Genomic DNA, 13354 nt, shown 5'->3' with positions numbered 1-13354 from the left:
GTTTTCAAAACGGGAGGGAGTTTGATTCATGAACTATGTAACTTCGGCATGGCAGGAACTTTGGAAGCAGCATAAACGTACAAAGAATTTATTAAACATTTTTGCCATTCATAAAAATGTTGCTGAAAAAGAAAAAGATGTGGATAAACGTAGGCAAGCTTCTGCAACAAATAGCGCAGGCCAGGGACAATCTGGAAAATCAGGAAACGAGCCGCCTAAAGCGCCTTATGCGAAACCACAGCTTATAGGTTTGATTTTAGGACCATTATTATTTGTGTTGACAATGTTTTTTTTCCATCCGGAGGGACTGTCACCTGAAGGAAAAGCTGTTCTTGCTTCGACATTATGGATTGCAACATGGTGGGTTACAGAAGCGCTGCCGATTCCGGCTACTTCACTTCTGCCGTTGATACTGCTGCCAATGACAGGCGCATTGGAAGGTGGAGATGTAGCTTCAGCATATGGTGATGATATCATTTTTCTATTCTTAGGCGGTTTTTTTATTGCAACAGCTATGGAAAAATGGAACTTGCATAAGCGTGTGGCCCTTTTTATTATTTCAGTAATTGGAACAAGTGTACAGCGAATTTTACTTGGATTTATGTTAGCGACCGGCTTTATCTCCATGTGGGTGTCAAATACAGCTGCAGTTATGATGATGATACCAATGGGATTAGCAATTATTGCTCAGGTAGCAAGTGTTTTAAAGGGAACACCAGAGGAAAAGGAATTGCCAAAGTTTGAAAAGTCCCTTATTTTTGGTATTGGATATGCTGGAACCATTGGCGGTTTAGGGACATTGATTGGTACACCTCCAAATATTATTCTGGCAGGACAGCTTAAGACATTATTTGACGTGAATCTTTCTTTTGCAACATGGATGCTTTTTGCAGTTCCTGTGGTTATATTTATGCTTTTCTTTACTTGGTTATACTTAGGAAGAATTGCGTTTAAGACAACGATCAAGGAGCTGCCCGGCGGGAAAGAGTTAATTCAGAATGAGAGACATAAGCTGGGTAAGGTGGCTTATGAAGAGAAAATAGTAGCATTTGTCTTTCTTTTTGCAGCATTTATGTGGATTTCCAGAGAATTTTTTTGGTCAGAAGACGGTTTAATTTTTTATATTCCAGGAATTTCGGACGGAATGATTGCAGTAATTGCGGCAGTAATGTTATTTGGTATTCCAGCTAAAAGAGAACCCCGTGTCCTGTCATGGAAAGATTCGCGTGATATACCCTGGGGTGTACTATTACTTTTTGGAGGCGGTCTGGCGATTGCGGTAGGATTTACACAGACAGGTTTATCTGACTGGCTGGGGCAGCAGCTGACCGTTCTGGATGGATTACATTTACTTATCATTATTTCGGCAGCTACCCTGCTGATTATGGCATTAACTGAAATTACATCAAATACGGCAACAGCGACGATGATTTTACCGGTAGTAGGTGCATTAGCAGTTGCTTTAAATATTCATCCATTTGCATTGATGATTCCTTGTGCAATGGCAGCAAATTGTGCATTTATGCTCCCGGTCGGAACACCACCAAATGCCATTATTTTTGGTACAGGTAAGCTGAAGATTATCGAGATGGTTAAAGCTGGGTTCTGGATCAATGTGGTAGCAACAATGATTATTGTATTAGCTGTCTATTACCTTGTTCCAATAGTTTGGGGAATTAATTTATCTATTCTTCCCGGAGAATTTAAGTAGATGAAGTAGATAAGAAAAAGAAATTCAGTAAAATAAGTTGGAAATATCCTTAGGAGCTGACAGTTTAAGGAACACTTAAAAAAACGCATTCATTCAAAAGACGAGTGGGTGCGATTTTTACTAAAATAAGTGTTTTTAAGATGTGCAACCTGCAGCGTTAAATAAAAATTTGTAATTGTGAGGAGATTCATGATGAAAAAGATAACGATTGCCAATATACCCGGAGACGGCATTGGGAAGGAAGTTGTCCCTGCAGCAACAGAGGTCTTGAACACGATAGCCGCTATTCATGGCGGATTAAAATTTGAATTTACCGAATTCCCCTGGAGCTGTGAATATTACCTGGAACATAATCAAATGATGCCTGATGACGGTATGGAAAGACTGCAGGATTTTGACGGCATTTTTCTGGGGGCTGTTGGAAATATAAAACTTGTTCCTGACCATGTGTCTTTATGGGGACTTCTTATTAAAATCCGTCGTGAATTTGAACAAGTGATTAATATTCGTCCTGCAAAAGTCATGAAAGGAGTAAAATCTCCACTTGCGAACGCGAAAGACTTTGATTTGATTATCGTTCGTGAGAATAGTGAAGGGGAATATAGCGAGATTGGAGGAAAAATTTACAGAGGAGAAGATGAATTAGCAATCCAAAATGCTGTTTTTTCAAGAAAAGGGACGGAAAGAGCAATGCAGCATGCCTTTCATTTGGCCTCTAAACGGAAAAAACGTGTAACAAGTGCGACAAAATCAAACGGAATTACTTATTCTATGCCATTTTGGGATAGTGTATTTGAAGATGTATCAAAGGGGCATCCTGAAATTAGTACTGATTCGCAGCATATTGATGCATTATCGGCATTCTTTGTGACACACCCTGAAAGGTTTGACGTTATTGTAGCAAGCAATTTATTTGGAGATATTTTGTCGGATCTGGGCGCTGGAATTATGGGCAGTATTGGCATCGCACCATCCGCAAATATTAATGTGAATGGGAAATATCCATCGATGTTTGAACCGGTTCATGGTTCAGCACCAGATATTGTCGGAAAAGGAATCGCTAACCCAATTGGTCAAATATGGACTGCCAAAATGATGTTAGATCATTTTGGAGAAGAAGAGCTTGGAAATACATTATTAGATGTAATTGAAAGTGTAACAGGTGATGGCTTCTTAACAGCTGACCTTGGCGGGAAGCATAGCACAAAAGAAGTTACAGATGAAATTATTAACGAGCTGAAAAAGATTGATAAAAAAGGATAAAAACATACTGTTGCTTTTATCATATACGTACTAAGTTCTAAACAGGAGGCTAAATAATGGGTGATAAATCAGAACTTAATTCATCAGAATTCAAACATGGATGGGCAAAGGTTAATAATATCAATCTGCATTATGTAGAGGCAGGAACAAATTCGTCCAAGCCTGTTATTTTATTGCATGGGTTTCCTCAAAGCTGGTTAACCTGGCGTTATGTGATACCCCATCTTATGAAGGAACATCTCGTTATAGCTGTTGATTTGCGCGGTTATGGTGACTCAGATAAGCCGGCTGGAACAAAAGGCTATGATAAGTCAACAATGGCTTCTGATATCCATGAATTAATCAAACATCTTAACCTGGAAAATGTAACTTTAGTGGGGCATGATCGTGGTGCCAGGGTTGCGAGGAGATTTGCGTTAGACTATCCTGATAAGGTTGCTGGTATCGGACTCATTGATATTCTTCCAATGGAATATCTTTATGATAAATTAACAGCCTCAGAAGCGGCTAAGAAATATTGGCACTGGACATTTCACCTTGTTCCTGATCTGCCGGAAGCACTTATACAGGGAAAAGAGGAAATATATCTTGAATTTCTGTTCAGACGTGCTCCAGGGCTCCTATCCCTTCTTAAATCAGATGGTTCGTGGGAAGATTACCTGCGTGTATGGAAACAGCCAGAAACGTACCGGGCTGCACTGAGTGATTACCGGGCCACACACGAGGTTGATTTACCGCAATATAGAGCAGAGAATGCCGCTGGCAAGCTATTAAAAACACCCACCTTTTTATTATGGGGAGAAAATGGCAACCTTGCCGGCCAGCCAGTGCTTGATATATGGAAAGAAGCAGCTCTTGATGTTCAGGGAAAGCAGCTCGGAAATTGCGGACACTATGTTCCAGAAGAGCAACCGGAGCCTGTTTCTGAGTATATTTTGAAATTTATCAGAGAGAATCAGAGGGGGTAATGTGAGCGAGTGAAGCTGATAAAGGGTTTCACCTTGTCGCCAGGCATATGAAACTTCTTTATAAATGGATTAAAAATATTTCCTCTTAGTTGTAGCGTTCATTTTAAGTGAACAATAATTTGCTGCCTTTTCAGAACCTGTCTTTATATTTTTAATGCTGGAAATCTAACTATAATAATGTGAAACGCCCGGGGTTTTCACTTTTAACCGCCGGGCGTCAACAGCTATATCAGTGATTTATAACCGAACCTAAGAACGATTTCTGCGATGTCTTTCTTTGCCGCCCTTCATGGCATTTAATTCTTCTTTACTTTTCTTCTTTTTCTTTTTACCTTTATCTACACTCATTAAAATACCTCCTTTTTGATTAGTATGAGCTAAAAAAGATAATTTATTTGTATTTCCTGTTGACATGTTCTTTATAAAGAACTAATATATAAATTATACAAGCAGATAAATTTTTTTGGACATTACGTTCTTTATAAAGAACGTTAAATTATAATATGAAAAAAAGGTTAGGGGTGATTCCAATGAATAATAATTTTCATAGCTATGATGAACAAAAAAATATAAAAGAGATTGATCTGAAACAGTATTTTATTTTAATTAAAAAAAGATTTTGGATTATTATCATTATTACGATTATCAGCACACTGACCGGCTACTATTTCAGTAACCATGATAAAGCACCTATTTACGAGACATCTACCAGAATGATTCTGGGGTCCGGCAGTGAGGATATGAATACACTCATGGTTATGATAAAGGACCCGATTGTCATGGAAGGAGTTGGCGAACAATTACAATTAGAAAGATCAGTTAATGCAATGGCAGATCAAATTACCGTTTCTCAAGTGGATGAATCACAGGTAGTACAAATAACCGTAACGGATTCGAATCCAGAGATAGCAGCTCAAATTGCAAATGCAACAGCCACAACGTATAAAAAGGAAATAGGGAATATATTAGGGTTTAATGAAGTACAGCTGTTATCAGAGGCAAAACCCGGTGCCGCTCCAATTAATCAAACATCCAGCAATTTAACAATCATCACTTTTGTATTCGGACTTATCATTGGAACCGGATTTGTTTTTCTCTTAGATTCACTGGATGTAAAAATAAGAAAGGAAAGCGATGTCGAGGCGTTATTAGGAGTTCCAGTTTTAGGTACGATATCCAATATGAATAAAAGAAAATTTGCAGCCAAGAAAAAAAGTCGGAAAATAAAGCTGATAAAGGGGAGAAAAGTTGGTGTTAAACAAAATACATAACCATAACATAAATAAACTGCATTTACTGGCTTATTCCAATCCAGATTCCACCATATCGGATCAATTCCGGGCAATACGATCAAATATACAATTTTTGCGGGAGAAAAAGAAAAATTCTATTTTACTAATTACCTCGCCCGAGGATGGAGAAGGGAAATCAACAGCTACTGCTAATTTAGCAGTGTCGATGGCCAGGCAGAATGAAAAAGTTCTGCTCATTGATGCAAATTTAAGAAGTCCTATTTTGCACACAACTTTTAGAATGCCAAATTCAAATGGTTTATCCAATATTCTTAAAGGACTGTCAAAATTAGAAGAAACCATTTACCGTACTGACGTTCCACATTTAGATATCATCACAGCAGGTCCTGAAGTTTTCAATCCAGCAGAAGTTCTTGAAAGCAACGCTATGAAAAAATTATTAAGTAAACTGGACAGCCAATATGATATGGTTCTGATTGATTCGCCTTCTGTATTACAAACAACCGAAACAAGGGTAATTGCCAACCAGTGTGAAGGGGTTGTTCTCGTATTAAAACGGGGAAAAACAGAAACTGAAAAAGCTGTAAAAACAAAACGGGTACTCGATTTGGCAAACGCAAATTTAATTGGTGCTATTTTAAACTAATTATATTTTTTTATTACTTTGTTCGTTATAAAGAATATATTGATGAGAATTATATCGGTGATGTCATACTTACCGTTATCAATGTAGGCACTCGGCTATGCTGTGGGTTGAATCAACCTTAGACGCGTTCGTTGTCAATAGTATAGTGTGAGGGCGGGTTAGATGCCCAAATATATACATATAATGAAACATGATTTAGTGGGAGTTTTACATCCGTTTTTCGTGATAAATAGTCATCATGTATATACAAAAGAAAGGAGGAGCAGATAATGACACATCGACAGCGAATATCCTTATTTATTATTGTTGATTCCTGCATTGTGCTATCAGCAATTTACTTTGGTATGTCTCTATTAAGTTCTTCAACTCCTCAGCTAAATATCTCAATGTTAATAGGCAGTCTTGCTATATTATTATCACATCACTTGTTCTCAATAAAATATAAACTTTATAAAAAGCATTGGGAATATACGAGTATTCAGGAGTTATTAATTATTTTAAAAATAGTTACTTATTCTATACTGACGGCAATCCTTGTTCATTATATATTTATACAGGAACTGTCCTGGAAATTATTTGTTGTAGCCGGGCTTCTTCATCTATTCTTCATTGGCGGCTCCCGTTTAGTCTGGAGGATATACCGCGATACTATCCTGAATAAATCAGAAAACAAAATCCGTACATTGATAGTTGGAGCCGGTTCAGCTGGAACAATGGTTGCCAGACAGCTGTTAAAGAAGAATGAAGGAAGTTTACGGGCAGTTGCTTTTATTGATGATAGCCCCAAAAAACAACATCTTGATATTTTAGGGCTGCCTGTTGTCGGCGGTGTAAATCAAATAGAAAGTATCGTGGAGAAATATAAAATTGAACATATTATTATCTCTATACCGTCTTTAAGCAGGAAAGAATTAAATACAATATTCCAGGAATGTGCAAAAACACAGGCAAAAACACAGGCTTTGCCTCACTTGGAAGACTTAATCACCGGGAAAATTTCTATTAATGAATTCAGAGATGTTCAAGTAAAGGATTTACTTGGCAGAGACCAGGTAGAAATGGACATGGAAAGTATTTCAGATTATATTTCAAATAAGATTGTCCTGGTTACTGGTGCAGGAGGATCGATTGGCTCTGAAATTTCGAGACAGGTTGCAAATTTCAAACCAGCTCAGTTAATTTTACTGGGACATGGTGAAAATAGTATTTACTCTATAGAAATGGAGCTCAGGGATGTATATCACGGTAGTGAAATGGAGTTTATAACGGAAATAGCAGATATCCAAGACGCAAAAAAAATGCTGTATATTATGCACAAGTATAAGCCTGATGTTGTCTATCATGCTGCTGCTCATAAACATGTGCCGTTAATGGAGCGTAATCCGGAAGAGGCTGTGAAAAATAATATTATCGGGACAAGAAATGTTGCTGAAGCAGCTAGTAAAAACAATGTTGGTATTTTTGTCATGATATCGACGGATAAAGCAGTAAACCCGACCAGCGTAATGGGCGCATCCAAACGATTAGCTGAAATGATTGTTCAAGCTATGGACAGGCAGAGTAATACAAAGTTCGCAGCAGTCCGGTTTGGAAATGTTCTGGGCAGCCGTGGAAGTGTGATCCCCTTATTTAAAAAGCAAATCAAAAATGCTGGACCAGTGACGGTAACACACCCGGAAATGGTCCGTTATTTTATGACGATTCCAGAAGCATCCCGACTTGTTATTCAAGCAGGAGCTTTAGCAAATGGCGGAGAGATATTCGTTCTGGATATGGGAGATCCGATAAAAATAATCGATCTTGCCAAAAATCTTATCAAGCTGTCCGGCTATTCTCTAGATGATATAGAGATTAAATACACGGGGATTCGTCCTGGTGAAAAGCTTTATGAAGAATTACTTCAGGAGAATGAAGTGCATAACAACCAGGTATACCCCAAAATATATGTAGGTAAGCCAACAAATATCTATATAAATGAAATCGATGAGATTATTACAATATTTGAAGACATAGATTCTGATGCACTGAGAGAGCGGTTATTGAACGTAGCAAATAATGTAGTCATGAAGGAACTGCAGGCAGTGAGTATATAAAAAATAAAGTATTAAGAGGATATTTGTTTGAACATAGAAGAAGATGGGCTAAAAAACGAAAGGGGTGAGCTTTAATTGTCTAAGAAGATACTATTTTGTGCTACAGTAGATTATCATTTTAAAGCTTTCCATTTACCATATATGAATTGGTTTCAAAAACAGGGCTGGGAAGTTCATGTGGCTGCAGCGGGAAATATTAATTTACCATATACAGATAAACAATTTAAAATTTTGATTCAGCGTTCCCCTTTTCATCCATCAAATATGAAAGCATATAAACAACTAAAAAGAATCATTAATCAAAATAGCTATTCAATAATTCACTGTCACACACCATTTGGAGGGGTACTTGCCAGGCTGGCTGCCAAGGAAACAAGGAAAAGGGGAACAAAGGTTATCTATACAGCGCATGGCTTTCATTTTTGCAAAGGGGCACCCTTACAAAATTGGCTGTTTTATTATCCAATAGAAAGGATGCTGTCAAGGTATACGGATACACTGATACTGATTAATCAGGAGGATTATCATTTAGCAAGAACACATAATTTTAAAGCGGGGTCTATTGAACATGTACACGGGGTCGGCATAGATATAGAGAAATATAAGCCTGTACATGAACAGAAAAAGAGAGAATTAAGAAAGTCATTTGGTTATAAAGCCGATGACTTTTTATTATTTTATGCAGCAGAATTTAATAAAAATAAAAACCAGCAATTACTATTGCATGCTTTAGCTTTGTTAAAGGATAAAGTTCCAAATACAAAGCTTTTACTTGCCGGGAAAGGGGCATTATTAAAAAGCTGTCAGCAGCTGGCACATCAATTGGGCGTCAGTGGGATGGTTGATTTTCTCGGATTTCGAAAAGATATTGAGCAAATTCTCCCGATGTGTGATATAGGAGTGGCATCCAGCTTAAGGGAAGGATTGCCAGTTAATATGATGGAGGCAATGGCTTGTGGTTTACCGGTTGTAGCAGTAGATAACCGGGGGCACCGGGAACTTATCGAAAATGAAAAGCATGGCTGGATTATCTCAAATCCAAATGCTGTTAAGTTTGCCAACAAATTAATACAAGTCTCCAATATGGCTGAACCTGGACTTACGCTTGGAAAGTGCGCCAGGGAAAAGATTGTATCATCCTATACAGTAGATAAAATACTTATGGAAAAAAGAAAAATTTATGAAAAACATATGGAGAAATGGGGGGAAGTTCATTGGGCAGTCCATTAAGAGTATTACATGCAGTGGTTAACATGAATCATGGCGGTGCAGAAACCCTCATTATGAATCTGTACAGAAATATAAACAGAGAAAAAGTTCAATTTGATTTCCTTACCTGTAAAGCGGGACTGTTTGATAAAGAAATTGAAGCGATGGGCGGAAAAATTTATCGAATCCCCTATCTTACAGAAGCAGGACACTTCGGTTATCTGCAGGCATTAAATACATTCTTTACGGAGCATAAAACGTATAAGATTATTCATTCCCATATGGATAAAATGAGCGGATTTGTTATACGGGCAGCAAAAAAAGCCGGTATTCCAGTTCGGATTGCACATAGTCATAACACACAAAGTGAAGGGCATTTATTTATAAAAATGTATAAGTGGTATGCCGGAACATTTATCAGACCAAATGCGACACACCTATATGCATGTTCACAAGCAGCAGCAGAATGGATGTTTATATCTGAAGCGAAGCAGACATTTATTTTGAACAATGGTATTGAGATAGATAAATTTAAATATTCAAATATAAAAGGAAGCTTATTAAGGGATGCATTCAATATTACGGAAGAGGCATTCGTTCTTGGTCATGTTGGCAGATTTCATGAACAAAAGAATCATAAATTTATCATCAATCTATTTTATATTTTAAATAAAGAAATGGAAAATTTGCATCTTGTATTCGTTGGGGACGGCCCTTCCAGAAAGGAAATGGAGAGAAAAGTTAAAGAGCTGAAACTGGATAAAAAAATAAAATTTCTCGGGGTAAGAGATGATATTTCCGACTTGCTGCAGATGTTCGATCTCTTTATATTTCCATCTTTTTTTGAAGGATTACCAGTTACACTTGTTGAGGCTCAAGCCTCCGGACTGCCATGTATTATATCTGATTCTATTACAGAGGAAGTGGATATGAACTTAGGGCTGATCCATCGATTATCCATATCCGATAAAGATTTGTGGATACGAAAGGTCAAGGAATTAAAAAAAGAACCTCCTTCCAGAGAAATTGTAAAGGAACACCTGGTAACGAAAGGGTATGATATCAAGTATACAGCTGCAGACCTCCAAGCAAAGTATTTATCGGTGGGAGGGAGGTAATATGAAGAAGCTTACTATTTTTACTCCTGCTTTTAACAGAGCCTACTGTCTGCATCATTGCTATGAGAGTTTAAAAAGACAAACGTGTAAAGATTTTATCTGGTTAGTGATCGATGACGGCTCAACAGATAATACGAAGGAACTGATTGAGACATGGCAGGAGGAAGAGAAAGTGGAAATAAATTATTGCTGGCAGAAAAATCAGGGAATGCACGGAGCGCATAATACAGCATATGAAAAAATAGATACAGAATTAAATGTGTGTATTGATTCCGATGATTATATGCCAGACGATGCAGTAGAAAAAATCCTCGCCTTTTGGGCGGCTCATGGTAATGAAAAAATCAGTGGACTGGTCGGACTAGATGCTGATAAGGATAATCAAATCCTTGGAACAACACTTCCAAAGCATCTCAAGCAGGCTACCTTATTTGATTTATATTATAAGCATGGAGTAACAGGAGATAAAAAGCTGGTTTACCGCACAGCATTAACTAAAAAATATCCGTACCCTATTTTTGAAAGTGAGAAATATGTAGGACTGGCATATAAATACTATATGCTCGATAAAGATTATGAATTGCTATTAATGAATGAAGTCATCTGTCATGTGGAGTATCTTGCAGATGGCTCATCGAGAAATATGCTGAAACAATATCATAATAACCCGCTAGGCTTTTCCTTCTACCGTAAGGAGCTGATGAAGCTGCCCTTTGCTGATACAGCATTTAAATTCAGACAGGCAATCCATTATGTATCCAGTAATTTAATCAGCAAAAACGGAGCATTTATCAAAGAAACGCCGGAAAAAATACTTACAGCCTTGGCTTTTCCTTTAGGATTTTTATTATATTTATATGTTTTATCAAAAAACAGGAGAGTGAACGTGTAATTTTAGCGGAAAGGATATAGCAAATGACTTTACTCTGGATCAATCTTGCTATTGTTTTTCTCTGTGCTTTATCTGCAAGATATTTTGCAAAACTCGTGCCGATAACAAATTCAGGTTTAACTATTCATATAAAACCCAATAAACTGCTCGTATTTGGAGCTCTCCTGTCACTTATACTGGTTTCAGGCCTTCGTGCCGGAATAGGGGATACATTTAATTATCGAAATATATTTGAAAAGAACGATTTTACCTGGGAGTATATTACCTCTGAAAAAGATATTGGGTTTGGTATCCTGCAAATGATTATAAAAAACTATATATCAGCTGATTCACAGATGCTGATTTTGATTACAGCGCTGATAACCAATCTTCTTATTGTCCTTGTTTTATACAAATATTCCAGGCTGGTGGAATTAAGTTTATATGTATATATAACAGGAGGACTATTTTTAGTTTCGATGAATGGTATGAGACAACTGCTGGCCGCAGCAATTGCATTTACGGCAATTAAATTTTTAATCGACGGCAGTTTTTTTAGGTATGCACTTATTGTTATTTTTGCTTCATTCTTTCACCAAAGTGCGTTAATACTGCTTCCAATGTACTTTCTGGTAAGATTTAAAGCTTGGTCTAAAACGGCAATTGTCTTTATTTCATTTTCAGTAATTGTGGTACTTGGATATGAACAATTTACGGCTTTATTATTTACAGCATTGGAGGATTCACAGTATAGCGCCTACGATGAATTTGCGGAAGGCGGGGCTAATATTATCAGGGTTGTAGTGGAAGCAAGCCCTCTTTTTGTTGCGTTTTTAGGAAGAAAGAAGCTTCAAAAGATCTTTTCTGATAGTGATTTTATTGTAAATATGTCTCTGGTCGGATTGGTGTTTATGGTTTTTTCAACACAAGAGTGGATTTTTGCCAGGGTATCAATCTATTTTCAGCTTTATCAGCTTATTCTTATTTCCTGGCTGCCTAAGCTATTTAGAGAGAAGGATCAGAAAATTATTTATTTGATTCTGATCATCAGTTATTTTGCATTCTACTATTATGAAGCTGTCATTACGTTAAAAATAAATTATGTAAGCGATTTTTTAACCTTGTGACGAGGGAGGGAAACAAATGGAAGTTCTTGTGACTGGCGGTGCCGGTTATATTGGAAGCCATACATGTGTAGAGCTGATAAACGAAGGTTATGACGTTATTGTTCTGGATAATTTCTCAAATAGCAGCCCAATAGCATTACAAAGAATAAAAGAAATAACAGGAAGAGAGCTTAAAATATATCAAATAGACCTTTTGGATAAAGAGAATGTGGGAAAGGTATTCTCTGAGAATCAAATAGATGCTGTTATTCATCTTGCAGGTTTAAAAGCGGTAGGGGAATCCATATCTGTTCCATTGCAATATTATCAAAATAATGTCCTGGGCAGTCTCCTATTATTTGAAGTGATGCAGCAATTTTCCGTGAAAAATCTTGTATTCAGCTCCTCGGCAACAGTGTATGGTAACCCTGAAAAAGTTCCTGTAACGGAGGATACGAAACTGGAAGCAACAAATCCATACGGCCGAACAAAACAAATGATAGAAGAAATATTAAAAGATATGGCTTATTCCGATCCGCTCTGGAGTATTGCCTTATTGCGATACTTTAATCCGATTGGAGCACATGCCAGCGGTCTTATTGGTGAGGATCCGGGTGGGGTGCCCAATAATCTGATGCCGTATATTTCACAAATTGCAGTCGGGAAAAGAGAGCAGCTCGAAGTATTCGGAAATAACTATTCTACAGAAGATGGCACAGGTATCAGAGATTATATTCACGTAGTTGATCTGGCAGTCGGGCATTTACGGGCATTAGAACAAGTTCAAAAAGGAATAGGAGCAGAAGCTTATAATTTAGGAACAGGGAAAGGACACAGTGTTCTTGAGGTAATAAAAGCTTTTGAAAAAGTTTCTGGAATCCGGATTCCTTATAAATTTGTACATCGCAGACCGGGTGATATCAGTACCTGTTATGCGGATCCGGCGAAAGCACAGAATCATTTAAATTGGGTGGCGATGAGGGGAATAGAAAAAATGTGTGCAGATACATGGCGATGGCAGAAAAATAATCCTGATGGATACAGCTTTATAAGTAATCATAAAACACCGGTGGAGGCAGACATCGGTGTTTTTTATGGATAGATTATGGTGAATAA

General features: G+C 37.4%; 11 protein-coding genes. All 11 read left to right on the top strand.

Annotation, left to right across the window (positions count from 1 at the left end; all coding sequences use genetic code 11):
* Positions 1–28 precede the first annotated feature (28 nt).
* The 11 genes from MHH51_RS16840 to galE all read left to right on the top strand — a co-directional run bounded on the left by MHH51_RS16840 (position 29) and on the right by galE (position 13340).
* Complete coding sequence (locus tag MHH51_RS16840; RefSeq protein ID WP_147211676.1) at positions 29–1711, top strand: SLC13 family permease; 1683 nt, start codon at positions 29–31, stop codon at positions 1709–1711.
* 192 nt (positions 1712–1903) lie between these two features.
* Entirely contained in the window at positions 1904–2974 is a 1071-nt protein-coding gene (locus MHH51_RS16835; protein ID WP_147211697.1) for a tartrate dehydrogenase, read from the top strand.
* A gap of 56 nt (positions 2975–3030) precedes the next feature.
* Positions 3031–3942, top strand: coding sequence for an alpha/beta hydrolase (locus tag MHH51_RS16830; protein WP_147211675.1), 912 nt, complete (start codon positions 3031–3033; stop codon positions 3940–3942).
* Positions 3943–4472: 530 nt separating this feature from the next.
* The gene (locus MHH51_RS16825; RefSeq protein WP_339282567.1) at positions 4473–5213 is read left to right on the top strand and encodes a Wzz/FepE/Etk N-terminal domain-containing protein; all 741 of its coding nucleotides are present in this window, start codon (positions 4473–4475) and stop codon (positions 5211–5213) included.
* Entirely contained in the window at positions 5194–5841 is a 648-nt protein-coding gene (locus tag MHH51_RS16820; RefSeq protein ID WP_246145198.1) for a CpsD/CapB family tyrosine-protein kinase, read from the top strand. Before MHH51_RS16825 ends, MHH51_RS16820 begins: the two co-directional genes overlap by 20 nt.
* A 269-nt stretch (positions 5842–6110) precedes the next feature.
* Complete coding sequence (locus MHH51_RS16815) at positions 6111–7934, top strand: nucleoside-diphosphate sugar epimerase/dehydratase (RefSeq protein WP_339282566.1); 1824 nt, start codon at positions 6111–6113, stop codon at positions 7932–7934.
* A 75-nt stretch (positions 7935–8009) separates the two neighbouring features.
* Complete coding sequence (locus tag MHH51_RS16810; protein WP_339282565.1) at positions 8010–9164, top strand: glycosyltransferase family 4 protein; 1155 nt, start codon at positions 8010–8012, stop codon at positions 9162–9164.
* Positions 9149–10261 carry a glycosyltransferase family 1 protein gene (locus MHH51_RS16805; RefSeq protein WP_147211670.1) on the top strand — a complete coding sequence of 371 codons (1113 nt, stop codon included), beginning with the start codon at positions 9149–9151 and terminating at the stop codon, positions 10259–10261. Before MHH51_RS16810 ends, MHH51_RS16805 begins: the two co-directional genes overlap by 16 nt.
* 1 nt (position 10262) lies before the next feature.
* A complete protein-coding gene (locus MHH51_RS16800) occupies positions 10263–11153 on the top strand; it encodes a glycosyltransferase family 2 protein (protein WP_156988509.1) in 891 nt (296 codons plus the stop codon).
* Positions 11154–11176: 23 nt separating this feature from the next.
* On the top strand, positions 11177–12259 hold the full coding sequence (locus tag MHH51_RS16795) for an EpsG family protein (RefSeq protein WP_147211668.1): 1083 nt from the start codon (positions 11177–11179) through the stop codon (positions 12257–12259).
* 16 nt (positions 12260–12275) lie between these two features.
* Entirely contained in the window at positions 12276–13340 is a 1065-nt protein-coding gene (gene galE / locus MHH51_RS16790) for a UDP-glucose 4-epimerase GalE (protein ID WP_339282564.1), read from the top strand.
* Positions 13341–13354 lie beyond the last annotated feature (14 nt).

This window comes from Oceanobacillus sp. FSL K6-3682 (genome assembly GCF_037976165.1).
GTDB classification, from domain to species: domain Bacteria; phylum Bacillota; class Bacilli; order Bacillales; family Amphibacillaceae; genus Oceanobacillus; species Oceanobacillus sojae.
This window is presented reverse-complemented; position numbering and strand designations above follow the sequence as displayed.

Coding starts and splice junctions, on each gene's coding strand:
- MHH51_RS16840 (WP_147211676.1), top strand. CDS start 29: ATGAACTATGTAACTTCGGCATGGCAGGAACTTTGGAAGCAGCATAAA.
- MHH51_RS16835 (WP_147211697.1), top strand. CDS start 1,904: ATGAAAAAGATAACGATTGCCAATATACCCGGAGACGGCATTGGGAAG.
- MHH51_RS16830 (WP_147211675.1), top strand. CDS start 3,031: ATGGGTGATAAATCAGAACTTAATTCATCAGAATTCAAACATGGATGG.
- MHH51_RS16825 (WP_339282567.1), top strand. CDS start 4,473: ATGAATAATAATTTTCATAGCTATGATGAACAAAAAAATATAAAAGAG.
- MHH51_RS16815 (WP_339282566.1), top strand. CDS start 6,111: ATGACACATCGACAGCGAATATCCTTATTTATTATTGTTGATTCCTGC.
- MHH51_RS16800 (WP_156988509.1), top strand. CDS start 10,263: ATGAAGAAGCTTACTATTTTTACTCCTGCTTTTAACAGAGCCTACTGT.
- MHH51_RS16795 (WP_147211668.1), top strand. CDS start 11,177: ATGACTTTACTCTGGATCAATCTTGCTATTGTTTTTCTCTGTGCTTTA.
- galE (WP_339282564.1), top strand. CDS start 12,276: ATGGAAGTTCTTGTGACTGGCGGTGCCGGTTATATTGGAAGCCATACA.